The organism is Aminobacter carboxidus, from assembly GCF_014863355.1.
GTDB lineage: Bacteria > Pseudomonadota > Alphaproteobacteria > Rhizobiales > Rhizobiaceae > Aminobacter > Aminobacter carboxidus.
Window position 1 is genome coordinate 79385 of sequence record NZ_JACZEP010000008.1, and the last position, 24118, is coordinate 103502.

Consider the following 24118-nt stretch of genomic DNA (forward strand, 5'->3'; position numbering starts at 1 on the left):
TGCGCTCGCCGGCTCGCTCGAGGGACTAGCATGACCGCGCGCATCCTCGTCGTTGACGACATACCGGCCAATGTAAAGCTGCTCGAAGTCAGGCTCCTCGCCGAATATTTCGAGGTGCTGACTGCCTTCAACGGACCCGACGCCATCGCGGCCTGCGAGGACGGCAAGGTCGATGTCGTGCTGCTCGACGTGATGATGCCCGGCATGGACGGTTTCGAAGTCTGCCGCCGCCTGAAAGCCGATCCTGCCACCGCCCATATCCCGGTCGTCATGGTCACGGCACTCGACCACGTCACCGATCGCGTACGTGGGCTTGACGTTGGCGCGGATGATTTCCTGACCAAGCCGGTCAACGACCTTCAGCTGATCACCCGCGTTAAAAGCCTCGTCCGTCTCAAGGTCCTGACCGACGAGCTGAGGCTGCGCGCCGCGACGACGCACAGCATCGGCGTCGACGAGCTTATGGCGCGATCCGACCTGCTGCAGGGCAAGCTGCCGAAGGTCCTGCTCATTGACGAACAGACGTCTTCCGCGGCCCATCTCTGCGCGCTGCTGGACGGTGCGGCCGACGTGCAGATAGCTGCCGATCCGCAGTCGGGGCTCTTCAACGCGGCCGAAGGCGCCTATGAGTGCATCATCGTGTCGACAGGGTTCTCCGCGTTCGATCCGCTCAGGTTGTGCTCGCAGCTCAGGTCGCTCGACCGCACGCGCTCGCTGCCGATCGTGCTGCTCGTCAACAAGGAAGAGGACGACCTCACCGTTCGCGGTCTCGAACTCGGCATCAACGATTACCTGGTGCGGCCGCTCGACCGGCAGGAGCTGATCGCGCGCCTGCGCACCCAGGTCCGCCGCAAGCGCTACAATGACGAGCTCAGGCAGAGCGTCAGCCAGACCATCGAGATGGCGGTGACGGACGGGCTGACGGGGCTGCACAATCGTCGCTACCTCGACAGCCACCTGCCGCGGCTCGTCGAGCGCGCCGCGGCCCGCCGGCGGCCACTGTCGCTGATGATCACCGACCTCGACCGCTTCAAGCGCATCAACGACACGTTCGGCCATGACGGCGGCGACGAGGTCCTGCGCGAATTCGCACGGCGCGTGAAGAAGAGCGTGCGTGGCATTGATCTCGCTTGCCGATTCGGCGGCGAGGAATTTGTCATCGTGATGCCTGATACCGAGGGCGCGCTGGCCGAGATCGTTGCCGAACGCATTCGCTCCGAAATCGCCAGGACGCCATTCAAGGTCGGCGGTTCCGAGCAGGGCGTGTCGGTGACGGTTAGCGTCGGCGTCTCGGCGCTGGTCATGGAAGGCGACACGGTTGCCAGGCTGATGAAGCGCGCGGATCTTGCCCTGTACGACGCAAAAACCCGTGGCCGCAATCGCGTGGTCGCACGGGCGGCCTGAGCCGAATAACGGCTTCGCGGCCAAGCCCGTTAAGCTCAATCGTTTACCTTAACCCGAGCGATTCGCGAGCTGTGGTTAAGAAAGTGTTGATTTTCAAGCGATCTTGCGCGACTGTGAGGTTGAGAAGAAGGACGGGCGCCGGCACGAGGAGCACAGGCCGGATAGCCCAATTCATACCCCATGATGCTCAGGTCCGCCGCATCTCCTGGGTCCGTGGGGTCGGCCGGCCGGCACTGGCACATAGTGGCCTCCTCGTACCGCTGCCAGACGCCGACCGGCCCCCTTTCTCGAAATCATCTCATCATTGCTGGATGTAGGGCAGGCGCTTTTCCGCTTGGCCTTCGCCGCGTCATGCGAGCCGCAACCTCTATTCCGTAACAACGAAAACGCCGCCCAGTGGGCGGCGTTTTGGAATTCCTGTCAGCAACCAGATTACTTGATCTTGGTTTCCTTGAATTCGACGTGCTTCTTCGCAACCGGGTCGTACTTGCGGAACGACAGCTTTTCCGTCTTCGTGCGGCTGTTCTTGCTCGTCACGTAGAAGAAACCGGTGTCGGCGGTCGACAGAAGCTTGATCTTGATGTTTGCAGCCTTGGCCATGATTCTCGTCCGTTAATTGTCTGGAGTTGCACCCGCCTCAGGACGGGAAAACAACCCGGACGCGGAAAACCTGCGGGACACATAAAGAACGCACCCGGAAAGTCAAGCCTTGGCGCGTTATCGGCTCGATTTCGCGGCAATACGGCCCAGTCCGATGGCGATGTAGCCGCCGAAGAACACCGCCAGCGCCCAGCCGAATCCGTTGGGGCCGAAGATATCCATGAAGATGCCGATGACCTGCGGACCCAGGATCATGCCGACGCCGTAGCAGAAGATGAAGGCGGCGTTGGCCGAGGCCAGGTCGCGGCCCGACAGCTGCGCGCCAAGATGTGCCAGGCCGACGGTGTAGAGCGCCGCCACCACGCCACCCCAGACAAACAGCATGCCTGCCATCAGGTGCCAGTTGACCGTCAGAAGCGGCATTGCCAGCGTTCCGCCCAGACCGACAAGGGCGCAGATGAGCAACAGGATGCGGCGATCGCCGATGCGATCGCTCAGCATGCCTATGGGGATCTGCAGCAGGAAATTGCCGAGACCGATCATGGTGAGCAGCAGCGCTGCCTCGCCCTCGGTGTAGCCGATACGCTGGCCATAGATCGGAAACAGCGCAAAGCCGCCTGTCTCCACGGCGCCGAAGACGAGCACGGCGGCGGTCGCTGTCGGCACGATCCAGATGTAGCGGAAGAAGCCACCCTTGCCGCCTTCGGAGACGATTTTGGGGCTCTCGCTGCGTGCCAAAAGCACAGGAATGGCGGCGATCATGACGAACGCGAAGGTCAGTCCGAACGGCAGGAAGCCAGTGCTGCCGATCTGCGAGAACAGCCACGGGCCAGCGGCGAAACCGAGCGACAGCACAGTGGCGTAGATGCCGAGGACCAGGCCACGCCGATGTGGCGGGGCACAGGTGCTGATCCAGAATTCCGACAGGATGAACAGCACCGTCAGGGCGAAATGCAGCACGGCCCGCAGCGGAAACCACATCCAGAAGGATTGGGCGAAATAGAAGCCGACAAAAGCCACCGCTCCGGCGAGAATCATCACGAGCATCGTCCAGACGACGCCAAACCGCATGGCGATCGGCGTCGCGAGCGGAGCCGCGGCGATCGAGGCGATGCCGGCGACGGCCGTGTTGAGACCGATCATCGATGACGAATAGCCGCGCGATTCGAGAATCACGCTCAACAGCGGTATGCCGAGGCCAATGGCGATGCCGACGACGCTGATCGAGGCGATGGCCGCTGAAATCGAGCGCCAGTGCACCCGTTCGAGGTTTTCAGCCTCCTGAATGGTATCGGTCATGCAATGCCTACAGGATATCGCGGCGGAAGCGTTGGGCGAACATGCGGTAGAACGGCACTTCGCCACCCGGCTCAAGCCCGGGGTCTACCGACAGCCGCTGTCTGAGGTCGCCAAGCACCGACTGCGTGATCGCGGGGATGTCGGCCTTCATCGCCTCGGCCAAAGGCAGCCAGACCAGCTCCTCGAGCTCGTTGGTCGGACCGCCCTCAGGCAGTTCGACCACAACGTCGCTGCGCCAGGCCGACAGGAAGCGGGTGTCGAAGCGCCTGACACGACCGGGAGGGGTCACGGCGCGTGCGATGAAGCGCAGGCATCCCAGCGTCGGCGCCACGCCGTGTTCGGCGAAACCTTGCCAGTCGGCCTTGGTGGTAGCAAACGGGCCGCGCCGGCCAATCAGCAAGCCTGCTTCCTCATAGGTTTCGCGAATCGCTGAAAGGGCAATCGCCCGGGCACGCGCGACGCTGACGCGGCCGGTTCCGGCGCGCAGCTTGTCCTGTTCGTCGGGATGAAGCTCGTCGGCCACTTTGATCCGGCTGTCGGCCGGGTCGGTGCGGCCACCGGGAAAGACGAATTTACCAGGCATGAAGGCATGCTTCATGTGGCGCCGGCCCATCAGCACCAGCACATCATCGCCCTTGCGGTCGAGCAGGATCAGCGTCGCCGCGTCGCGCGGACGCAATGGCGCTCCGCTCTTTACCATTTCCCGGGCTTCGAGCCTGTCGAGTTCTGCTTTGCTAATGCCATCCATCGCGGCTGTCCTAACGGAATGTCGGAGTGGACGGAAGCACTTGCTTGCCCTTGGGCATTGCGCCAGCGCCGGTTCAGGCCTCTGGATGCGTCTCGAAGGCGTCTTCTTCGCCGCTGAAGCCGTGCATGTAGAGTGCCCACTGCATGCCAACCACCGCACCCTTCATCGGGCGCAGCAAGGCGAGTGCAGAAATGATCGTCAAGGGCACCCAGATCAAGAGATGCTGCCACAGAGCGAGGGTGCTGGTGGCCTCGACGCCCATGAAGGCGCCGACGACGATGTGGCCGACAATGACCACCACCAGATAGGCGGGCAGGTCGTCGGCACGGTGGTGGAGGATCTCTTCGTGGCAGATCTCGCAGCTGTCGACGGTCTTGACGAAAGAGGCGAAGAGCTTGCCCTGGCCGCAGTTCGGGCATTTGCAGAACAGGCCGCGCTTGATCGCCGGCCACACCGGGCGCGGTTCACGGACCACCTGCTGGTGGTCGCCGCCGAATACCTGTTCTTCCATCGTCATCTCCTGCCGCGCGGACCCCGCCGTGGCTGGGAGGCGCGAGCACGCGTTCTTTGCCCCTTGGTCTTGTGGAAGGACCGCTTGGAACCGGGCAGGGGCTTCGGTTCGGTCAGCATCTCGAAGCGCATCGCGCCGGCCAGCGGCGCGATCTCGACCAGCTTGACCTCGACGCGGTCGGCGAGCTGGTAGCCCTTGCCGGAGCGTTCACCGAACAGGGCGCGGGCGGCTTCGTCGAAGTGGTAATAATCGTCACCCAAAGATGACACGGGGATGAAACCATCCGCGCCGTATTGCGGCAATTGGACAAATAGTCCCGCCTTGACCACACCAGAGATGCGCGCATCGAATGTTTCGTCGACACGCTCGGCCAAAAAGCCGGCAACCAGCCTGTCAACAGTCTCGCGCTCGGCCGCCATGGCGCGGCGTTCGGTCTGCGAGATCAGGCCGGCGATTTCCTCCAGCCGCGCTTCCTCTGCCGGCGTCAATCCACCGGCGCCCAAGCCCAGCGAGCCGATCAGCGCGCGATGCACGATGAGGTCGGCGTAGCGGCGGATCGGCGAGGTGAAATGCGCGTAGCGGCGCAGGTTGAGGCCGAAATGGCCGATGTTGTCGGGGTTGTATTCGGCCTGGCTCTGCGAGCGCAGCACCACTTCGTTGACCAGCTGTTCGTTGTCTTCGCCGCGCACGCGCTCGAGGATGCCGTTGAACTGCGCCGGCCGCATCTCGGCGCCGCGCGCCAGCGACAGGCCGATTGTCTGCAGGAATTCGCGCAACGATTCCTGCTTGGCAAGCGAGGGGCCGTCATGGATGCGGTAGACGAGCTTCTGCTTCTTGTTTTCCAGCGTCTCGGCAGCGGCGACGTTCGCCTGGATCATGAATTCCTCGATCAGCTTGTGAGCATCGAGGCGATCGGGAACGATGACGCGGTCGACCATACCATCAGGCTTGAGCAGGATCTTGCGTTCCGGCAGATCGAGTTCGAGCGGCTGGCGGCTGTCACGGCCGCGCTTGAGCGCGTCATAAGCGGCCCAAAGCGGCTTGAGGATGGTCTCCAGGATCGGCCCGGTCTTGTCGTCCGGCACCCCGTCGATGGCGGCCTGCGCCTGCGGATAGGCAAGGCGGGCCGACGACCGCATCATGATGCGGTGGAAGGCGTGCCTGACCTTGCGGCCTTCGGCTGAGAAGGTCATACGCACTGCAAGAGCCGGCCGGTCGACACCTTCGCGCAGCGAGCACAGGTCGTTGGAGATGCGTTCGGGCAGCATCGGCACGACGCGGTCGGGGAAATAGACCGAGTTGCCGCGCTTCAGTGCCTCGTGGTCGAGTGCGGTGCCCGGACGGACATAGGCAGCGACGTCGGCAATGGCGACGGTGACGATGAAGCCGCCCGGATTTTTCTCGTCGGTGTCGGCAACGGCGTAGACCGCATCGTCGTGGTCCTTGGCGTCGGCCGGGTCAATGGTGACCAGCGGCAGCTCGCGCCAGTCCTCGCGCTTGCCGTCGAGCGTTGCCGGCTTGACTGCCTCCGCCTCGGCGATCACATCTGTAGGGAAGATGTGGGGAATGTCGTGGGCATGGATGGCGATCATCGAGACCGCCTTCTCATTGGTCAGCGAGCCCAGAACCGAGACCACCTTGGCGCGCGGCAGCCCGTAGCGGCTGGCGCGTTCTGGCACGACTTCGACGAGATCGCCATCCTTGGCGCCGTTCTGGTAGTCCTTTTCGATCACCAGCTCGGGCTGGCGGCGTTCGACTGGCTCGATGCGGAAAGTGCCATCCTTGAGGATGCGGAAGATGCCGAGCGCGGTGTCGCTGCGCTTTTCGAATATCTTCATCACGCGCGCGGTGTAGGCCGGCTCGTTGTCGTCGACATGATCCTCGACGGCGAAGGTCTTGGCCAGCACGCGGTCGCCGACGCCAGGCGTTGGCCCATTGCCGCCGCGCGACAGCTTGATGGCAACGATCGCACCATCTGGTTGCTCGGAGGCGCGGGCGAGAAGCGTGCCTTCGGCGTCGCGGCCGAAAATGTCGAGCACGGCGACATGCGGCAGTGCGCCGGCGCGCGTCAGGCGCTTGCGGCTCTTCTCAAGCAGGCCCTCGTCCTGCAACTCGCGCAGCAGGTGCTTGAGCCAGATACGATCGTCGTTCTTGAGCGCAAAGGCCTTGGCGATGTCGCGCTTGCCGCTGCGGTCGGGATTCTCCGCGATATAGCGCAGGATCTCGTCCCGCGACGGGCGGTAGACGTCCTTGCCTCGGACCTCGTCGCTTGCGGCGCGTCTGGTGCCGGCATTTCGTCCGGAAATCTTTCGCGCCACGGTCGCTCAGTCCTTCTTCTTGGCCTTGCTGGTGGCCGCTTTCTTGGTGGCCGGCTTCTTCGCTGCACTTCGGGCAGGCTTCTTGGCGCCGCCGCCTTTCGCCTCTTTTTCAGCGATCAGCGCAACTGCTGCTTCCATGGTGATCGTGGCCGGATCGGTACCCTTCGGCAAGGTAGCATTGACCTTGCCGAAATTGACATATGCGCCGTACTTGCCGTCGCGCACGGTAACGTTGCCGCCCCCTGCGGGGTGCTCGCCGAGATCCTTCAACGCTGCCGGGGTGCCGCCGCCCCGCCCGCCCTTGCCCTTAGCCTGCTTTTCGGCAAGCACTGTCACGGCGCGGTTAAGGCCGATCGAGAACACGTCCTCGATGGTTTCAAGGTTGGCATAGGCGCCGTCATGCAGCACGAACGGGCCATAGCGGCCAAGCCCGGCCGAGATCATCTTGCCCGATTCAGGGTGCTGGCCGACATCGCGTGGCAGCGCGAGCAGTGCGAGCGCCTTTTCGTGATCGATGGATGATGCCGCCCAGCCCTTGGGCAGGCTGGATCGCTTTGCGTCCTTGCCGTCGCCGCGCTGGATGTAGGGACCGAAGCGGCCGCTGCGCAGCGTGATCTCTTCATTGGTGTAGGGATCGCTGCCCAGAACCTTGGTGCCGTCTTCGAGACCGCCATTGTCGCCATTCGCGCCGGGGCCGTCGAGCTGTCGGGTGAAGCCGCATTCGGGATAGTTGGAGCAGCCGACGAAGGCGCCATACTTGCCGAGCTTGAGCGACAGGTTGCCGTTGCCGCATTTCGGGCAGATGCGCGGATTCGATCCGTCCTCGCGTTCGGGGAAGACCAGGGGCGCGAGTTCCTCGTTCAGGGCGTCGAGGACGTTGGTGACGCGCAGTTCCTTGATCTCGTCGACTGCGTGGGAGAAGTCCTTCCAGAAATCGTTCAGCACGTCGCGCCAGGCAAGCTTGCCGTCGGAGACTTCGTCGAGCTTCTCCTCGAGCGAGGCGGTGAAGTCATATTCGACATAGTGCCGGAAGAAGCTCTCCATGAAGGCGGTGACCAACCGGCCCTTCGCCTGGGGAACAAGCTTGCGGTTTTCGATCTTCACATAATCACGGTCTTCAAGCGTCTTCAGCGTCGCGACATAGGTCGAAGGGCGGCCGATGCCGAGCTCTTCCATCTTCTTGATGAAGCTGGCTTCGGAGTAGCGGGGTGGCGGCTCGGTGGTGTGATGGGTTGCGTTGACCTGTTCGCGCTTCAGCGTCTCATCGGCGCGGATCTCGGGCAGGCGGCGGCTTTCCTCGTCTTCCGAGTCCTCTTCCTTCTGCTCGGTGTAGGCGGCGATGAAGCCGTCGAAACGGGTGACGGAACCGACAGCGCGTAGGCCGGCGGTCCTGGCTCCGTTGCGCGCCTCGATCTCGACGGTGGTGCGCTCGATTTCGGCCGGCTGCATCTGGGAGGCGATCGCGCGCTTCCAGATCATTTCGTATAGACGGGCCTGGTCGGCATCGAGAAACTTGCGCATCTCGGCCGGCGTGCGGTTGAAGTCAGTCGGACGAATGGCTTCGTGCGCTTCCTGGGCGTTCTTGGCCTTGGTCGTGTACTGGCGCGGCTTTTCGGGCAGATACCTGGCGCCGAATTCCTTGACGATGGCGTCGCGTGCGGCCTCGATGGCTTCGGGTGCCATCTGCACGCCGTCGGTACGCATATAGGTGATCAGACCGGCCATCTCGCCGCCGATCTCCATTCCCTCGTAGAGGCGCTGGGCTACCTGCATGGTGCGGCTGGCCGAGAAGCTGAGGCGCGACGAGGCGGCCTGCTGCAAGGTCGAGGTGGTGAAGGGCGCGCTCGGGTTGCGCCGGGTCGGCTTGGCTTCGACGGACAGCGTCTTGAAGCTCGCGCCATCGAGCATCGTCTTGATGTCGTCGGCCATCGCCTGCGAGGAGATGTCGAGTTTCTGCAGCTTCTTGCCATCGAAAGCGGTCAGCCTGGCTTCGAAGCTTTCGGCGCGCGGCGTGCCGAGCGTCGCTGCGATCTGCCAGTATTCCTCACGCACGAAGCGTTCGATCTCGGCCTCGCGGTCGCAGACAAAGCGCAACGCCACCGACTGGACGCGGCCAGCCGAACGGGCGCCGGGCAGCTTGCGCCACAACACCGGAGACAGGGTGAAGCCAACGAGATAGTCGAGCGCGCGGCGCGCCAGATAGGCGTCGACCAGCGGCGGGTCGATCTCGCGCGGATTGGCGATGGCTTCGAGCACGGCCTGCTTGGTGATCGAGTTGAAGGCGACGCGCTTGATCGTCTTGTCCTTCAGCACCCGCTTTTGCTTGAGCACTTCAAGGACGTGCCATGCGATGGCTTCACCTTCACGATCCGGATCGGTTGCGAGGATCAGGCCATCGGCTTCCTTGACCGCCTTGGCGATGTCGTTCAGCCGCTTCGCCGATGCGGTGTCGACAGCCCAGGACATGGCAAAATCGTCTTCCGGCTTCACCGAGCCATCCTTGGCCGGCAAATCGCGGACATGGCCGAACGAGGCGAGAACCTTGTAGTTCCGGCCCAGGTACTTGTTGATGCTTTTCACCTTGTTCGGTGACTCGACGACAACGACGTCCATATGTGGCTGATTTTCCAGTGAAGCGCCAAAACAACGGCTGAGGGCGCGTGGCGAAGATTTTCAATTCGCTCGTCACATGGCCGCGCTTTTCGGTCCGGTCAAGGGGAAGGGGGCAAAAACGACGATGAAGAACCGGATTGCAGCCTAGGGTATATTAATTTGCGCTATTGCAATTTCTAGTAGATTTGCTGCGTTTCCACCATTGCCGGTTGAGCCAGATTTTGGTGCCGAAATCGGCACCGGATCATACGACGCAACGTAGGGCGGCACAGGACCACACTTAAGGACAAGCCGGCGCCTGCACGAAGGCGGGCCGAAACGTTGGACTATATACAATCGATGCTCGGCCAGTTCCGGATCATGGCCAACGCCGAACGTTGCGGCATGCTCGCCTCCCGATAGAGATGGCCTATGTCGAGGCTGGCGACGTCATCCGTGGTGAGCGGCCTTCAAAGATCGGGCTCAACAAGCGAAACACCTCCGCCTGAATGGCGTTCGAGCCGGCCGGCAAGGTCGAGCTCGAGCAGGATCATGAAAATCTGCGCCGGGTGAAGGCTGGTGTGGCGGATCAGTTCGTCGATCTCGACGGGAGCCGGCCCCAGAGCCTCGATGACCCGGGCGCGATCGCTGTCGACCGTCGGCGGCGTTGCGTTGAAATCAGGCGGCTCTTGGAGCCGGGCCGGGACAAATGGCTGGCCGCCAACCAGCGGCGCCAGCGCTTCCAGCACGTCGGCTGCTTCCGTCACCAATGTCGCGCCATCCTTGAGCAGGCCGTTGGTGCCGGCGGCGCGTGGATCGAGCGGCGAGCCGGGCACGGCGAAGACCAGGCGCCCCATCTCGCCGGCGAGCCGCGCGCTGATCAGCGAGCCAGAGCGTTGTGCTGCTTCGACGACGACAAGCCCGAGCGCCAGGCCGGCGACAATGCGATTGCGGCGTGGAAAGTCCTGGGCGCGCGGCTCCCAACCGAACGGCATTTCGGAGACGATGGCGCCGCGTTCGGCAATCTCGTCGCAGAGGCCGGCATTTTCGGATGGATAGGGGCGATTGATGCCGCCGGCCAAAACACCGACCGTACCTGTACCGAGGCTTCCCTGATGCGCGGCGGTATCGATGCCGCGGGCCAGCCCCGAAATCACGGCATAGCCGTTGCGGCCGAGTTCCGATGCCAGTGTGCGGGCCATCTTGATCCCGGCAAGCGAGGCGTTGCGCGCGCCGACGATGGCCACCGGTGGCAAGCCGAAGACTGCGGTTGTGCCTTTGACCGCGAGCAGCGGCGGCGGATTGTCCATGCGCTTGAGCGTCTGGGGGTAGTCGCGTTCGCCAAGCGCGACGAAGCGCGCGCCACATTTGTGCGCCAACTCGATTTCAGCCTCGGCCTCCGCCACCGAAGGCACACGAACCAGACGGCTGGCGCCACCAGCCATCATGATCTCGGGCAGCATCTCGATTGCGGTTTCGGCTGAGCCGAAGCGGTTGATCAGGTCGCGAAAACTTGCGGGGCCGACGTTGGGCGTACGGATCAGGCGTAGCCAATGAATCCGCTGCCGGTCGCTGAGATGCGGCCCGGCTGCGGGTTGGGTCATCCCTTGGACCCGATCCGCGACTCGGTGCCTGCGAGCAGGCGCGAAATGTTGGCGCGGTGCCGGATGAAGACGATCACGCTCATCAGCGCAAGCAGGCCGGCCGCCTTGGGCATGTCGATCAAATAAAGCGCGATCGGCACCAACGCCGCAGCGGTCAGCGCTGCCAGCGACGAATAGCGGCTGACAAAGGCGACCAGCAGCCAGGTCACCGCAAAGACCAGCGCACCGAGGCTGGATAGGCCAAACAGCACGCCGAGATAGGTGGCGACGCCCTTGCCGCCCTTGAAGCCGAGCCAGATCGGATAGAGGTGGCCGATGAAGGCGCCGAAACCGGCGGCAATGGCGGCATCGTGGCTCCAGCGCGCCGCGATGACGACGGCGACAGTACCCTTGAGGGCGTCGAGCAGCAGCGTTGCGGCCGCAAGCTTCTTGTTGCCGGTGCGCAGCACGTTGGTTGCGCCGATGTTGCCAGAGCCGATCTTGCGCACGTCGCCGAGGCCGGCCGCGCGCGTCAGCAGCAGGCCAAATGGAATCGAACCGAGGAGATAGCCGAATACGGCGGCCGCGATGAGCACGTGTATAGCCGTCGGAAAAATGTCATCCGGCATCAAGGTATTTCTTCTCCCCCGTGGCCCGTCAGGCCGAGAACACTGTGCGTCCGCCGACCAAGGTTTTCAAGACCTTGCCTTGCAGCCTCGCCCCTTCGAAACAGGTGTTCTTGGAGCGCGAGCGGATATCTGCCTCGCGCACCAGCCACGGCTCGCCGAGGTCGACAAGCGCCAGGTCCGCGAGGGCGCCGGGCTTCAGCGTGCCGCCGGGCAGGCCAAACAGCTTCGCCGGCGCTGTCGAAAGCGCTTCAACAATGCGCAGCAATGGCACTTCGTCGTTGTGGTATAGGCGCAACGCAACAGCCAGCAATGTCTCCAACCCGATTGCGCCGACGGCGGCATCGGCGAAGGGCAGGCGCTTGGTGTCGACATCCTGCGGGTCGTGCGAGGAAACGATCAGGTCGATGGTGCCGTCCTTCAGCGCCTCGATCATGGCGACCCGGTCTTCCTCGGCGCGCAACGGCGGCGCGAGGCGGAAGAAGGTGCGGTATTCGCCGACGTCGTTTTCGTTGAGCGACAGGCTGTTGATCGATACGCCCGAGGTGACCTTGGCGCCATCGGCCTTGGCGCGCGAAACGGCATTTGCCGCCATTGCGGTCGAGATTTTCGCCGCATGATAGTTGCCGCGCGTCAGCCGGGCGAGTGCCAGGTCGCGTTCGAGCGGGATGGTCTCGGCCTCGCGCGGAATGCCCGAGAGCCCGAGCCAGCTGGCGTAAAGGCCTTCATTCATCACGCCCGACGAGGCGAGGTCGGCGTCTTGGGTCTCGTGCGCGATCACGGCGTCGAAGTCGCGCGCGTAGGTCAGCGCCCGGCGCATCACCATCGAGCTGGCGATCGTGTGGCGTCCGTCGGTGAAGGCGACAGCGCCGGCTTCGCATAGCAGGCCGAACTCGGTCATCTCGTGGCCGTCGAGGCCCTTGGTGATGGCCGCTGCCGGGAAGATGTTGACCGACGCCGTCTCTTTGGCCGTGCGCAGCACGAACTCGACAAGTGCTACATTGTCGATCACCGGGTCGGTGTCGGGCATCATGACGACTGATGTGACACCACCAGCTGCAGCTGCGACGCTTGCCGAGGCAATCGTCTCGCGGTGTTCGCCGCCCGGCTCGCCGATGAAGACGCGGCCGTCGATCAGGCCGGGAATGATGGCCTTGCCGGTGCAGTCGACAACTTCGGCGCCACCGGGAATGCCCTGGTTGAGCGCGTCGGCGCCGGCGGCAACGATCTTCTTGCCGTCGACGATGACGGTCCCGGTCTCATCGATGCCGCGCGAGGGGTCGACGATGCGGGCGCGCTGGAAAACCGTGATGCTCATGCGTTGTGTCCATCGCGATTGCGGCGCGGGTCGAGCAGCGCTTCCATCACCGCCATGCGCACGGCGACGCCCATTTCCACCTGTTCCTGAATGACGCTCTGCGGGCCGTCGGCAATCTCGGAGGCGATCTCGACGCCGCGGTTCATCGGGCCCGGGTGCATCACCAGCGCGTCGGGCTTGGCGGCCTTCAGTTTTTCGGCGTCGAGCCCGTAGTAGCGGAAATACTCGCGCACCGACGGCACGAAGGCGCCAGCCATGCGCTCACGCTGCAGGCGCAACATCATGACGACGTCGGCGTCCTTCAGGCCCTCGACCATCGATTGCGTCACCTCGACGCCCATCTGGGCGATGCCCGAAGGCAGCAGCGTGGAGGGTGCGACGACCTTGACGCGGGCGCCGAGCGCATTGAGCAGCAAGATGTTGGAGCGGGCGACGCGCGAATGCAGGATGTCGCCGCAGATCGCCACCGTCAGGTGGGCAATGCGGCCCTTGGCGCGGCGGATGGTCAGCGCGTCGAGCAGCGCCTGCGTCGGATGCTCATGGGCGCCGTCACCGGCATTGACCACCGAGCAGCCGACCTTTTGCGCCAGCAGTGCCGCGGCACCCGCCGACTGGTGGCGAATAATCAGGATGTCGGGCCGCATCGCGTTCAGCGTCATCGCCGTGTCGATCAAGGTCTCGCCCTTCTTCACCGAAGAGGATGCAACCGACATGTTCATGACATCAGCGCCGAGGCGTTTGCCGGCGAGCTCGAAGGACGACTGCGTGCGCGTCGAGGCTTCGTAAAACAGGTTGATCTGGGTTCTACCGCGCAGCGTCGACGTCTTCTTCTCTGACTGACGCGAAATCGACACGGCCGCGTCGGCGCGGTCGAGCAGCAATTCGATATCAAACGGAGAAAGGTCGCGGATGCCAAGAAGATGGCGATGCGGGTAGGGCGGCAGGGACGATAGGTCTGTCATCTCAAGGCGCTGCTATAGGCTGTGCTTAAGTGACCCGCAAGCCGGCATTTCATCGATGAAAGTTCTCCCACGGGATTTTCGTCGCTTCCAAGCTGGGCCATAAGCTATCGATAAGCATTTCGGTTATAAAGCCGGCCATGGCTGCGGATTCGTGCCCGTCGCCCACACCGATGAAGGACAAGGCGTGACGCAGGACGTGCCGAACCAGCCCCCTCCGCTGACGGGCAGCAATGCCTGGCGCGGCGATCCGCTGCTGATCCAGATCGCGGAGAGCTTTTCCGACCCGGTGCGCCGCGACCTCGACGGGCTCGGCCGCTTCGTGCTGAATCAAGAGGCGCAGGATCTGGCGCGGCTCGCCAACAGCGAGGTGCCGAAGCTCAAGACCTATGATCGCCAGGGCCGGCGCATCGACCAGGTCGAGTTCCATCCTGCCTATCACGCGCTGATGCGCCGCTCGATTTCAGGCGGTCTGCATTCTTCCGTCTGGGAGAACGGCGGAACCGAGACAGGTCGACGCCACCAGGTTCGGGCGGCGCGCTTCTATCTCACCGCGCAACTTGAATGCGGCCACCTATGCCCGATCACCATGACCAATGCTTCGCTTGCTGCATTGATGGCGAGCCCGAAGCTGTTTCGCGAGTGGGCGCCGCGCGTCACCACGCGCAAATACGACCAGGCGCAAAAGCCGCCGGTCGAAAAGGCCGGCCTTACGCTTGGCATGGGCATGACCGAGAAGCAGGGCGGCACCGACCTGCGCGCCAATACCACCAAGGCCGAACGGGCCGGAGGCAGCTTCTACCGGCTCACCGGCCATAAATGGTTCATGTCGGCGCCGATGTCGGACGCCTTCCTGATGCTGGCGCAGGCGCCCGAGGGACTGTCCTGTTTCCTCGTTCCACGCATCCTGAGCGACGGCTCGGCCAACGGGCTGCAGTTCCAGCGCCTCAAGGACAAGCTTGGTAACCGCTCCAACGCCTCATCGGAAGTCGAGGTCCAGGGAGCCATTGGCGATCTGGTCGGCGAAGCCGGCGGCGGCATCAAGACGATCATGGACATGGTGACGCTGACGCGGCTCGACTGCGCGGTGGCCTCGTCGGCGATCATGCGGGCGGGCCTCGCGGAAGCAGTCCACCACACGCGCCACCGCCAGGTTTTCGGCGCCAACCTTGTCGACCAGCCCCTGATGCAGCGGGTGCTGGCCGACATGGCACTCGATGTCGCCGGCGCGACCGCGCTTGCTTTCCGGCTGGCGCGTTCCTTCGACGAGGCCGCATCGGACCGCGGTGAGGCGGCATTTGCCCGCGCCATGACGCCTGTCGTCAAATACTGGGTCTGCAAGATCGCGCCGGCATTGCTCTACGAGGCGATGGAGTGCCTGGGCGGCAACGGCTATGTCGAGGAAGCGCCGCTGGCCCGCTATTATCGCGAGGCGCCGGTCAATGCGATCTGGGAAGGTTCGGGCAACGTCATGGCGCTCGATGTGCTGCGCGTGCTGCAACGGGCGCCAGGCCTGTTCGAGGATGTGCTGGCAACGCTTGAGCGCGACCTCGGTCCCGGCGGGCGCAGCGTGCTCGGCGTGCTCCGCGCAGCGATGCAGGTCGCGAGTTCCGACGAAGGCTCGGCGCGCATTCTCACCGAGCAACTCGCCATTTCAGCGGCAGCGGCCGAGCTGCGGCGTATGGGGGCAGGTCGCATTGCCGACGCGTTCATCGAGACACGACTCGCCGGCCAGTGGCGCGGCACGTACGGCATGCTCGACGCCCGGCACGATTCGCGGCTGATCATCGACACGCTCTATCCACAGGTCGGCTGACACAATCCGGGTCAGTCGCCGTCTCATTTCCGGACGGCCCCGCAAATATTAACCTTATCAAATGGTTTACGTTGCGCGCTGCCGACGCAGGGGCCACTGTCTTTTGCAAAGAAGCAGGAATCCCGATGCACGTCTTTTCGAACCTATTCCAGGGCACGGAAGCTGCCAGGCCGTCGGCTACGGGCAGCGTCTGATGCGCTATGTTTTCGCCGTTTGGGCTGCGCCGCTGGTCCTGTTTTGGGGCTGGTACTTCCTGTCGATCAACGATCTCAATTTCGGCTACCCGATCCTGAGCCGCGGCCTGAACCTGGCAATCTTCGACCTCTATGGTGAAATTCTGGGTGTCGACCCGCTCAAGATTCCTTGGATGATCGCCAAGGCCTGCATCTTCGACACATTCATCCTGCTCGGCATCTGGGCGTTCCGCCGCCGCAAGCTGATTGCCGAGAAGGTCAGGGGTTGGCAGTCTAATCCTCGTACGGAGATGCGTCGAGCGTCTGCAACCGGTCGAGTACACCCTGCAGAATAAAGGCAGCTGCTGCCGAATCGATGCGGCCGTCGCGTTTCTTGCGCGAGACATCCATCTCGATCAGCACGCGTTCGGCGGCAACCGTCGACAGGCGTTCATCCCAGAACAGGAATGGCAAGTCGGTCAGGTTGGCTGCATTGCGCACGAAGGCGCGCGACTTCTGGGCGCGCGGTCCCTCCGATCCATCCATGTTGATCGGCAGGCCGATCACGATCGCACCTGTGTTTTCCTTGGCCAGCATGGCAAGCAGTGCCGCCACGTCGAGTGTGAATTTTTTGCGCATGATGACCTGGCGCGGATGCGAGAATGACAGGCCGCGGTCGGAAACCGCCACACCAATCGTCTTGTCTCCGAGGTCGAGCCCGGCCAGCGTCTTGCCGCCGGCCAACAGCGCGGGCAGTTGTTCAATGGTAACGATTGCCAAGCGGCTTTCCTCTGTGCCCTGGTGGTAGCGTCCGCCTGAATGAGCACGGCATGCCCTAACACCTTGAATCTGCGTATCGGCCTCTTTGAAAGGGGCTTTGTGCGTTCTATCCTTTGGACAACGAAATTACGAGGAGTGCCGAAACGATGAAGCTGACCTGGTATGGACATTCGGCCTTCCGTATTGAAGTCGCTGGCGCCACGATCCTGATCGATCCGTTCCTGACCGGTAATCCCTCATGGGGCAAGACTTGGGAGGAGGCCGCCGAAGGCGTCACCCATGTTCTTTTGACGCACGGCCATGACGACCATATCGGCGATGCGGCTGCCATACTGAAGAAGACCGGTGCCATGCTCGTCGCCAATTTCGAGATCTGCATGTATCTCGTCGGCCAGGGTGTCAGCGACGAGCAGATCAATCCCGGCAATATCGGCGGCACCGTCGATTGCGGCAGCTTCACCACCACCTTTGTTGCGGCGCTGCATTCGTCTTCGGTCAGCCGGCCGGACGGTAGCAACGTCTATCTCGGCAATCCCGGCGGCCTGGTGCTGCATTTCGCCGAGGAGCGCACGCTCTATCATATGGGCGACACCGACATCTTCTCAGACATGGCGTTGATCAACGAACTGCACGAGCCGGCGATCGGCCTTGTGCCCGTCGGCGACCGCTTCACCATGGGTGGTGCTGTGGCAGCACTTGCCTGCCGGCGTTTCTTCAAGTTCGAAACCGTTGTGCCATGCCACTTCGCCAGTTTCCCGATCATCGACCAGACGGCGGACCAGTTCGTCGCAGGCCTCGAAGGCTCTGGCGTCGAGGTCGTGTTGCCGCAGGTTGGCGTGGCGGTCGATGTTTGAGCGCAGCGGCAAAGCCGCAGGATGGGGTTTGACATGAAGACTTGGCGAATTCTTGCAGTGTTTTTGCTGGCGGCGTTCGGCACATCGGCCCAGGCCGAGGACTTCATCAAGGGCGTCTATCTTCAGTCCGAGGAACTCTGCGCCCAGGCAAAGAAGGATTCGCTGCAGTCGGTCATCGACGCCGGCGGCCTGCTCCTGTCGCAGGACGGTATCGAAAGCGTCGAATACAATTGCGAGTTTCTCAACGTGACCAAGGCAATGCGTTCGCCGGCATGGGCGGTGACCGCCCTGTGCCAGGAACCCGGACATCTGTTCCCCGACACGCTTTCCGTCCTTCAGCTGAACTCGACGCAGATTGAACTCGTCTCGGTGCGCCAGGTCGATCCCGAAAGCGGCCAAACCGACAATGGCGGCACCTATGTGCTGTGCGATGGCGTCGCCATGCCATGAGCACGATCAATCGATGTTGCACCGCGCGCGCCGCGCCGTTATAGCCCGACCTGACCAATTTACCGGCTTTCCGGAGTATTTCGATGTCCGTTGATCTCAAGACCGTCAAGCGCGTCGCGCATCTCGCCCGCATCGCCGTCAGCGAGGATGATGCCCAGCGCATGACCGGCGAATTGAACGCCATTCTTGGCTTCGTCGAGCAGCTCAACGAAGTCGATGTCTCAGGCGTCGAGCCGATGACGTCGGTCACGCCGATGGAGATGAAGAAGCGCGTCGACGCCGTGACCGACGGCAACAAGGCCGCCGACATCGTGGCCAACGCGCCGGCGACCGACGAGAATTTCTTCCTTGTGCCGAAAGTGGTGGAATAGGCCTTGCCGGCCGGTCCATTGTCTCATCAAAAGCAGCTTTCGGCTGCCTGACCTCGAAGTGAATTCGCCATGACCGACCTGACCAGACTGACGATTGCCGAAGCGCGCGAGAAGCTGCGTGGCAAGGAGATCACCGCTACGGAGCTGACCGACGCCTATGTTTCGGCGATCGATCAGGCAAATGCGACCTTCAACGCCTATGTCGCGACCACGCCCGACAAGGCGCGCGAGATGGCCAAGGCGTCCGACGCCAGGCTGGCCAAAGGCGAGGGTGGTGCGCTCGAGGGTATCCCGCTCGGCATCAAGGATCTGTTCGCCACCGAAGGCGTGCATACCCAGGCCTGCAGCCATGTGCTTGACGGCTTCGAACCACGTTACGAATCGACGGTTACGGCCAATCTGTGGGCCGACGGCGCCGTCATGCTCGGCAAGCTCAACATGGATGAGTTCGCCATGGGCTCGTCGAACGAGACCTCCTATTATGGTCCAGTGATCAACCCGTGGCGGCGGTCGCGCACCGAGACGGTGGTGATGCCGACAACCCATCAGGGCGATGGCGGCTTCGTTGCCGCCGGTGGCGCAAGGACGGCGCGCACCTACGACAACATGCAGCTGGTGCCAGGCGGTTCGTCAGGTGGATCTGCCGCGGCGGTTTCGGCCTTCCTGTGCGCCGGTGCGACTGCTACCGACACCGGCGGCTCGATCCGCCAGCCTGCCGCCTTCACCGGCACCGTTGGCATCAAGCCGACCTATGGCCGCGTCTCGCGCTGGGGCACGGTAGCCTTCGCCTCGTCGCTCGACCAGGCTGGTCCGATTGCGCGCGACGTGCGCGACGCTGCGATCCTGCTCAAGTCGATGGCTTCGGTCGACGCCAAGGACACGACCTCGGTCGACCTGCCGGTGCCCGATTACGAGGCGGCGATCGGCAAGTCGGTCAAGGGCATGAAGATCGGCATTCCCAAGGAATACCGCGTCGACGGGATGCCCGAGGACATTGAAGCGCTGTGGCAGAAAGGCATTGCCTGGCTCAGGGACGCCGGTGCCGAGATCGTCGACATCTCGCTGCCGCACACGAAATACGCGCTGCCGGCCTATTACATCGTGGCGCCCGCCGAGGCGTCCTCGAACCTCGCCCGTTATGATGGCGTCCGCTACGGCTTGCGCGTGCCCGGCAAAGACATCATCGAGATGTACGAGAACACCCGCGCCGCCGGCTTCGGCCGCGAGGTCAAGCGCCGCATCATGATCGGCACCTATGTGCTGTCGGCCGGCTATTACGACGCTTATTACCTGCAGGCGCAGAAGGTACGTACGCTGATCAAGCGCGACTTCGAGCTGGCCTTCGCCGCCGGCGTCGACGTCATCCTGACGCCGGCAACACCGTCCGCCGCCTTCGGCGTCGCCGACGAGGACATGGCCGCAGATCCGGTCAAAATGTACCTCAACGACATCTTCACGGTGACGGTGAACATGGCCGGCCTGCCTGGTATCGCGGTTCCCGCCGGTCTCGACGGCAACGGCCTGCCGCTTGGCCTGCAGCTGATCGGGCGCCCGTTCGACGAAGAGACGCTGTTCCAGACCGCGCATGTCATTGAGCAGGCAGCGGGCCGTTTCCAGCCGGAGAAATGGTGGTAGGCGCACAGCGCCTGCCCAGGTCGTATGTTCTTCTATCTCTCCAAGATCTTCTGGTTTTTCGCCCAGCCGCTCAACTTCGCGATCTTCCTGCTTGCGGCCGGGCTCGTTGCCAGCTTCTTCAGGCGCCGGCGGTTCTTCCGCATGGCGACCTTCGCCGCACTGATGATCCTGGCCTTCGCGACCTGGACCTCGCTCGGCTCGCTGATGCTCAACCCACTGGAAGAGCGCTTCCAGCGGCCGCCGCAGCCGGCCAAGGTCGACGGTATTGTCGTGCTCGGTGGTGGTTTCGAGGGCGCGATCAACCTGGCGCGGGGCGGCTACGAGCTCAACAGCGGCGGCGACCGCTTCGTCGAGACCGCGATCCTTGCCCGACGCTATCCCAATGCCCGCATCGTCGTGTCGGGAGGCAGTGGAGCACTGACGCTCGAAGGCGAGGGTGATGCCGATACCGCACCTCGTTTGCTGGAAGCGCTCGGCGTCGCGCGCGGACGCCTCGTCCTCGAAAACCGCTCGCGCAACACCTACGAAAATGCGCTGTTATCCAAGGAGCTGGTGACGCCGAAAGCAGGCGAAACCTGGCTGCTGGTTACCTCGGCGTTCCACATGCCGCGTTCGATGGCGCTGTTTGCCAAAGCTGGTTTCGAGGTGATCGCCTGGCCGGTCGACTACCGCACCTCAGGCGAAGAAGGCGTCGGTCTGTTCACCGACAATCCCGCCGATTCGCTGCAGAACACCACGATGGCCATGCGCGAATGGATCGGCCTGTTGGCTTATTGGCTGTCGGGCCGGATCGACGATCCGTTCCCCGGCCCGGAATCCTGAACCAGCACCGCCTTGCGCGCTTCGGAAAAGAACTGGCGCCTGATCAGTACGGCAAGCAGCACCACCGTCGTGACGAAAAAGACGCGCGGGTCGACGAACCAGCCGAGATAGCCGATCGAAAAGAAGACGCCACGCAAGCCGGCGTTGAAATGCTTGCCCGCCAGTTGGTTCATCCGCGTCGCGCGCATGACCGCGACGTCGATCGCCGCGTTCGGTTCACTGCCGGGGCCAACTTGTGGGACGGCGCCGATCAGGATCGAGCAGTAGTTGAACAGCCGGTAGGCCCAGCCGAACTTGAAGAACGAGTAGGCCAGGATGACGATCAGGCCGATGACCTTGATTTCAAACAGCGGCCGCGCCGTCGCACCCGCCAGCGGCACATCGCTGAGAATGGCCAGTACCCGGTCCGAGGCGCCGAGCAGCGCGAAGCAGCCGCCGACAGCGATCAGCGAGCTCGAGGCGAAAAAGGCGGTGCCTTGCTGCAGTCCAGTCATGATCGAAGTGTCGACGATCCTGACTTCGCGCCGCGCCATCGTTGCCATCCAGGCGGCGCGCTGGGCGTTCATTGCCCGGGTCAGCGATATGCGCGTAACGATATGGCCCTCCGCACCAAGGGCGTGAAACACCCATCCGGCGAGGAAGAACGCCAGTGCCGCGATGTCGAGGCTGCTCAAAGGGCCGGTCATGGAAACGGAATCGCTGATCATCGGCAGCAAGCTAACATGGCCGCCGCATGTATTTCGAGGCAATGTACCTGCCACGGCAGCGTCATAGGTGTTTATGAAGCGTGAACGGTTAATTTGGCATAAGTGCCTGATTTGATTAAAAATGGATTGATGGATGCATGGCTGCCATGCAGATTTCGCCATGCTTTGGCCATTTTTTGCAATTGCGAAGGCGCGCGCAAAGGCGTATCCAGCTGGCAACTCGGACACGCGCATGGCGGACCCACCGCCTGCTGACCGAACCACAAGGATTTTGCGACACATCATGGATGACGGCGTTCAGAAATCCTGCTGGGGCCTTACGGCCAAGGCAGTGATTGGCTTTGCAGGTTTTCTCCTAATCGCCTGGCTGGTAAGCGGCGCGCAAACGGCGGCAGTCGTCGCTGCCGGCTAACCAAGCAAACATGTTCGAATTGGATACGAAAAGCGCGGCCGAGCCGCGCTTTTCTGCGTTGTGGCCTTGCGAAAATCCGTAGTTTTCTCAAATGTCGCGCGCTGAGCACACCACGTCGGATAGCGCCTAGCCGCAGACGTGAAAAGGGCGGAATGATCGTATACATATACGCGACATCTGCCGCCGCCGTCGCAGGGAGTGAGATTTGTTTCTTTCGGTATTCGACCTGTTCAAAATCGGCATTGGTCCGTCGAGTTCGCACACGATGGGGCCGATGACGGCGGCCGCGCGTTTCCTCGACGAGATTCTTACCGGCGACTGGCCGCGCCCGGCAGGCGCCAAGGTCGACCGCGTCGGTGCGAGCCTGCATGGTTCGCTCGCCTATACTGGGGTCGGTCATGGCACCGACCGCGCCGTCATGCTCGGCCTCTACGGCCTGACCCCTGTCACCGTCGACCCTGATCAGACCGACGGCATTGTCGAACAGATCTCGCGCGACAAACAGGTTTCGCCGGAAGGTCATCCGTCCTACCGCTTCGATCCGGGCATCGATCTTGTCCTCGACAAGAAGACGCCGCTGCTCGGCCACGCCAATGGCATGGCATTCTACGCCTATGACGCCGGCGAGCGGCTGCTGCTCAAGCGCATCTACTATTCGATTGGCGGCGGTTTCGTCGTTTCCGAAGAAGAGCTGCAGCGCATGAAGGCTAAGACCGTGGCACCGGCCACAGGCAAGCGCGTGCCGTATCCGTTTGCCAATGCGGTCGAAATGCTGGCCATGGCATCGAGGAGCGGGCTTTCCATCGCCGAGATGAAGCGCGCCAACGAAGAAATCCACATGCAGCGCGTCGATCTCGACGCCGGGCTCGATGCGGTCTGGGAGGCGATGAGCCGCTGCATCGACCGTGGCCTGTCGCAGGATGGCATCATGCCGGGCGGGCTCAAGGTGCGCCGCCGCGCCCGCCAGCTGCATGACAAGCTGCAGGAGCAGTGGAGCCAGAACAGACCCAACCCACTGCTCGCCAACGACTGGCTGTCGATCTACGCCATGGCCGTCAACGAGGAGAACGCCGCCGGCGGCCGTGTCGTCACGGCACCGACAAACGGCGCGGCAGGCACGCTGCCTGCCGTCTTGCGCTACTGGCTGCATTTCCATGTCGAGGCCGACAAGGACAGTATCCGCGACTTCCTGCTGACCGCCGCCGCCGTCGGTGGCATCATCAAGACCAACGCATCGATCTCGGGTGCCGAAGTTGGCTGCCAGGGCGAGGTCGGTTCGGCTTCGGCGATGGCAGCCGCAGGCCTGTGCGCGGTCATGGGCGGCACGCCCGAGCAGGTCGAAAATGCGGCAGAGATCGCGCTCGAGCATCATCTCGGCATGACCTGCGATCCGGTCGGCGGTCTCGTCCAGGTGCCGTGCATCGAGCGCAATGCGCTTGGCGCGGTCAAGGCGGTCACCGCGGCATCGCTCGCCATCAAGGGCGACGGCAAGCACTTCGTGCCGCTCGACGCCGCCATCGAGACCATGCGCCAGACCGGCATGGACATGAGCGAGAAATACAAGGAAACCAGCCTCGGCGGTCTCGCGGTCAACGTCGTCGAGTGCTGAGATGTCCGACAGGCTGGCCCAACGGCCTGCCTGTGCAAAACCGCAACCGGCGTTGAATGCGCCGGCTTGAGACGCTAGTTTTCAGGCCATGTCACTGAACATGCTAAAGCTCTGCGTCGGTTGCGACAGCGTCGAGGACCTCGAGGAATGGATTGCTTTCCGCCTCGATGAACGCCGCCGCGCCGGCGAACCGGTGGAACAATTCCATACCACCCGCATGGTGCCGAGCCGGGGCGACGAGTTGACCGCTGGCGGCTCGCTGTACTGGGTGATCAAGGGCAACGTGCAGTGCCGTCAGCGCCTGCTGGAAATCCGGCCTTTCACCGATTCGGAAGGCATCGGCCGTTGCCATCTGATCCTTGACCCCACGGTCGTGCGCACCGACTGGCAGCCGCGCCGGGCCTTCCAGGGTTGGCGCTACCTCAAGATTGCAGATGCGCCTGCCGATCTGGGCCAGGGCAATGCGGCATTTGCCGAGATGCCACCAAAACTGCGTCTTGAGCTTGCCGAACTCGGCCTGCTCTGATCCAG

Annotated in this window: 22 protein-coding genes; 10 read left to right on the forward strand and 12 right to left on the reverse strand. The window is 63.2% G+C overall.

Going from position 1 to position 24118, the window contains the following annotated elements; translation table 11 throughout:
- The first annotated feature begins 30 nt into the window (after window positions 1-30).
- Window positions 31-1404 carry a PleD family two-component system response regulator gene (locus IHE39_RS22560; protein WP_192568038.1) on the forward strand — a complete coding sequence of 458 codons (1374 nt, stop codon included), beginning with the start codon at window positions 31-33 and terminating at the stop codon, window positions 1402-1404.
- A 432-nt stretch (window positions 1405-1836) separates the two neighbouring features.
- Here IHE39_RS22560 and rpmG read toward each other — a convergent pair whose 3' ends face one another.
- The 10 genes from rpmG to IHE39_RS22610 all read right to left on the reverse strand — a co-directional run bounded on the left by rpmG (window position 1837) and on the right by IHE39_RS22610 (window position 13961).
- A complete protein-coding gene (rpmG, locus tag IHE39_RS22565) occupies window positions 1837-2004 on the reverse strand; it encodes a 50S ribosomal protein L33 (protein WP_019173400.1) in 168 nt (55 codons plus the stop codon).
- A gap of 117 nt (window positions 2005-2121) precedes the next feature.
- Complete coding sequence (locus IHE39_RS22570) at window positions 2122-3303, reverse strand: MFS transporter (RefSeq protein ID WP_184767576.1); 1182 nt, start codon at window positions 3301-3303, stop codon at window positions 2122-2124.
- 7 nt (window positions 3304-3310) lie between these two features.
- Window positions 3311-4051, reverse strand: coding sequence for an NUDIX hydrolase (locus IHE39_RS22575; RefSeq protein ID WP_192568039.1), 741 nt, complete (start codon window positions 4049-4051; stop codon window positions 3311-3313).
- 73 nt (window positions 4052-4124) lie between these two features.
- Entirely contained in the window at window positions 4125-4562 is a 438-nt protein-coding gene (locus IHE39_RS22580) for a DUF983 domain-containing protein (RefSeq protein ID WP_192568040.1), read from the reverse strand.
- A 2-nt stretch (window positions 4563-4564) separates the two neighbouring features.
- Window positions 4565-6880, reverse strand: coding sequence for a ribonuclease R (gene rnr / locus IHE39_RS22585; protein WP_192568041.1), 2316 nt, complete (start codon window positions 6878-6880; stop codon window positions 4565-4567).
- A 6-nt stretch (window positions 6881-6886) separates the two neighbouring features.
- Window positions 6887-9493, reverse strand: coding sequence for a type I DNA topoisomerase (gene topA, locus IHE39_RS22590; RefSeq protein WP_184767580.1), 2607 nt, complete (start codon window positions 9491-9493; stop codon window positions 6887-6889).
- 449 nt (window positions 9494-9942) lie between these two features.
- Window positions 9943-11076, reverse strand: a complete 1134-nt coding sequence (dprA, locus tag IHE39_RS22595) for a DNA-processing protein DprA (RefSeq protein WP_192568042.1) — start codon at window positions 11074-11076, stop codon at window positions 9943-9945.
- Window positions 11073-11684 carry a glycerol-3-phosphate 1-O-acyltransferase PlsY gene (gene plsY / locus IHE39_RS22600; RefSeq protein WP_192568043.1) on the reverse strand — a complete coding sequence of 204 codons (612 nt, stop codon included), beginning with the start codon at window positions 11682-11684 and terminating at the stop codon, window positions 11073-11075. The genes dprA and plsY overlap by 4 nt, the downstream gene beginning before the upstream one ends.
- Before the next feature lie 28 nt (window positions 11685-11712).
- Window positions 11713-12999, reverse strand: a complete 1287-nt coding sequence (locus tag IHE39_RS22605) for a dihydroorotase (protein ID WP_184767583.1) — start codon at window positions 12997-12999, stop codon at window positions 11713-11715.
- On the reverse strand, window positions 12996-13961 hold the full coding sequence (locus IHE39_RS22610; protein WP_192568044.1) for an aspartate carbamoyltransferase catalytic subunit: 966 nt from the start codon (window positions 13959-13961) through the stop codon (window positions 12996-12998). The genes IHE39_RS22605 and IHE39_RS22610 overlap by 4 nt, the downstream gene beginning before the upstream one ends.
- Before the next feature lie 184 nt (window positions 13962-14145).
- Between IHE39_RS22610 and IHE39_RS22615 the strand changes: the two genes are divergently transcribed.
- Both IHE39_RS22615 and IHE39_RS22620 read left to right on the forward strand, forming a co-directional pair.
- Window positions 14146-15774: an acyl-CoA dehydrogenase family protein gene (locus tag IHE39_RS22615; protein WP_192568045.1), complete on the forward strand. Its 1629-nt coding sequence runs from the start codon at window positions 14146-14148 to the stop codon at window positions 15772-15774.
- Between the two features lie 193 nt (window positions 15775-15967).
- A complete protein-coding gene (locus IHE39_RS22620) occupies window positions 15968-16303 on the forward strand; it encodes a DUF6105 family protein (protein WP_192568046.1) in 336 nt (111 codons plus the stop codon).
- On the opposite strand, the gene ruvX is transcribed toward IHE39_RS22620, so the two are convergent.
- Window positions 16242-16727 carry a Holliday junction resolvase RuvX gene (gene ruvX / locus IHE39_RS22625; protein ID WP_184767587.1) on the reverse strand — a complete coding sequence of 162 codons (486 nt, stop codon included), beginning with the start codon at window positions 16725-16727 and terminating at the stop codon, window positions 16242-16244. The two genes, IHE39_RS22620 and ruvX, sit on opposite strands and share 62 nt — an antisense overlap.
- Window positions 16728-16873: 146 nt before the next feature.
- Between ruvX and IHE39_RS22630 the strand changes: the two genes are divergently transcribed.
- From IHE39_RS22630 to IHE39_RS22650, 5 genes are all read left to right on the forward strand, one after another.
- Window positions 16874-17581: a metal-dependent hydrolase gene (locus tag IHE39_RS22630; RefSeq protein ID WP_192568047.1), complete on the forward strand. Its 708-nt coding sequence runs from the start codon at window positions 16874-16876 to the stop codon at window positions 17579-17581.
- Between the two features lie 33 nt (window positions 17582-17614).
- The gene (locus IHE39_RS22635; protein WP_192568048.1) at window positions 17615-18031 is read left to right on the forward strand and encodes a hypothetical protein; all 417 of its coding nucleotides are present in this window, start codon (window positions 17615-17617) and stop codon (window positions 18029-18031) included.
- A gap of 83 nt (window positions 18032-18114) precedes the next feature.
- Window positions 18115-18402 carry an Asp-tRNA(Asn)/Glu-tRNA(Gln) amidotransferase subunit GatC gene (gene gatC, locus IHE39_RS22640; protein ID WP_055977116.1) on the forward strand — a complete coding sequence of 96 codons (288 nt, stop codon included), beginning with the start codon at window positions 18115-18117 and terminating at the stop codon, window positions 18400-18402.
- 69 nt (window positions 18403-18471) lie between these two features.
- Window positions 18472-20037, forward strand: coding sequence for an amidase (locus IHE39_RS22645; protein ID WP_192568049.1), 1566 nt, complete (start codon window positions 18472-18474; stop codon window positions 20035-20037).
- Between the two features lie 24 nt (window positions 20038-20061).
- The gene (locus IHE39_RS22650; protein WP_192568050.1) at window positions 20062-20859 is read left to right on the forward strand and encodes a YdcF family protein; all 798 of its coding nucleotides are present in this window, start codon (window positions 20062-20064) and stop codon (window positions 20857-20859) included.
- Here the strand turns inward: IHE39_RS22650 and IHE39_RS22655 are convergent.
- The gene (locus IHE39_RS22655; protein ID WP_192568084.1) at window positions 20808-21545 is read right to left on the reverse strand and encodes a DUF599 domain-containing protein; all 738 of its coding nucleotides are present in this window, start codon (window positions 21543-21545) and stop codon (window positions 20808-20810) included. The two genes, IHE39_RS22650 and IHE39_RS22655, sit on opposite strands and share 52 nt — an antisense overlap.
- A gap of 638 nt (window positions 21546-22183) precedes the next feature.
- On the opposite strand from IHE39_RS22655, the gene IHE39_RS22660 reads away from it, so the two are divergent.
- Complete coding sequence (locus tag IHE39_RS22660) at window positions 22184-23587, forward strand: L-serine ammonia-lyase (protein ID WP_184767593.1); 1404 nt, start codon at window positions 22184-22186, stop codon at window positions 23585-23587.
- A gap of 88 nt (window positions 23588-23675) precedes the next feature.
- A complete protein-coding gene (locus IHE39_RS22665) occupies window positions 23676-24113 on the forward strand; it encodes a DUF1489 family protein (protein WP_192568051.1) in 438 nt (145 codons plus the stop codon).
- The last annotated feature ends 5 nt before the right edge of the window (window positions 24114-24118 follow it).

What these genes read in the sequence shown, in the direction of transcription:
- IHE39_RS22560 (WP_192568038.1), top strand. Translation starts at nt 31, where the DNA reads ATGACCGCGCGCATCCTCGTCGTTGACGACATACCGGCCAATGTAAAG.
- rpmG (WP_019173400.1), bottom strand. Translation starts at nt 2,004, where the DNA reads ATGGCCAAGGCTGCAAACATCAAGATCAAGCTTCTGTCGACCGCCGAC.
- IHE39_RS22570 (WP_184767576.1), bottom strand. Translation starts at nt 3,303, where the DNA reads ATGACCGATACCATTCAGGAGGCTGAAAACCTCGAACGGGTGCACTGG.
- IHE39_RS22575 (WP_192568039.1), bottom strand. Translation starts at nt 4,051, where the DNA reads ATGGATGGCATTAGCAAAGCAGAACTCGACAGGCTCGAAGCCCGGGAA.
- IHE39_RS22580 (WP_192568040.1), bottom strand. Translation starts at nt 4,562, where the DNA reads ATGGAAGAACAGGTATTCGGCGGCGACCACCAGCAGGTGGTCCGTGAA.
- topA (WP_184767580.1), bottom strand. Translation starts at nt 9,493, where the DNA reads ATGGACGTCGTTGTCGTCGAGTCACCGAACAAGGTGAAAAGCATCAAC.
- dprA (WP_192568042.1), bottom strand. Translation starts at nt 11,076, where the DNA reads ATGACCCAACCCGCAGCCGGGCCGCATCTCAGCGACCGGCAGCGGATT.
- plsY (WP_192568043.1), bottom strand. Translation starts at nt 11,684, where the DNA reads ATGCCGGATGACATTTTTCCGACGGCTATACACGTGCTCATCGCGGCC.
- IHE39_RS22605 (WP_184767583.1), bottom strand. Translation starts at nt 12,999, where the DNA reads ATGAGCATCACGGTTTTCCAGCGCGCCCGCATCGTCGACCCCTCGCGC.
- IHE39_RS22610 (WP_192568044.1), bottom strand. Translation starts at nt 13,961, where the DNA reads ATGACAGACCTATCGTCCCTGCCGCCCTACCCGCATCGCCATCTTCTT.
- IHE39_RS22620 (WP_192568046.1), top strand. Translation starts at nt 15,968, where the DNA reads ATGCGCTATGTTTTCGCCGTTTGGGCTGCGCCGCTGGTCCTGTTTTGG.
- IHE39_RS22630 (WP_192568047.1), top strand. Translation starts at nt 16,874, where the DNA reads ATGAAGCTGACCTGGTATGGACATTCGGCCTTCCGTATTGAAGTCGCT.
- IHE39_RS22635 (WP_192568048.1), top strand. Translation starts at nt 17,615, where the DNA reads ATGAAGACTTGGCGAATTCTTGCAGTGTTTTTGCTGGCGGCGTTCGGC.
- gatC (WP_055977116.1), top strand. Translation starts at nt 18,115, where the DNA reads ATGTCCGTTGATCTCAAGACCGTCAAGCGCGTCGCGCATCTCGCCCGC.
- IHE39_RS22645 (WP_192568049.1), top strand. Translation starts at nt 18,472, where the DNA reads ATGACCGACCTGACCAGACTGACGATTGCCGAAGCGCGCGAGAAGCTG.
- IHE39_RS22650 (WP_192568050.1), top strand. Translation starts at nt 20,062, where the DNA reads ATGTTCTTCTATCTCTCCAAGATCTTCTGGTTTTTCGCCCAGCCGCTC.
- IHE39_RS22655 (WP_192568084.1), bottom strand. Translation starts at nt 21,545, where the DNA reads ATGACCGGCCCTTTGAGCAGCCTCGACATCGCGGCACTGGCGTTCTTC.
- IHE39_RS22665 (WP_192568051.1), top strand. Translation starts at nt 23,676, where the DNA reads ATGTCACTGAACATGCTAAAGCTCTGCGTCGGTTGCGACAGCGTCGAG.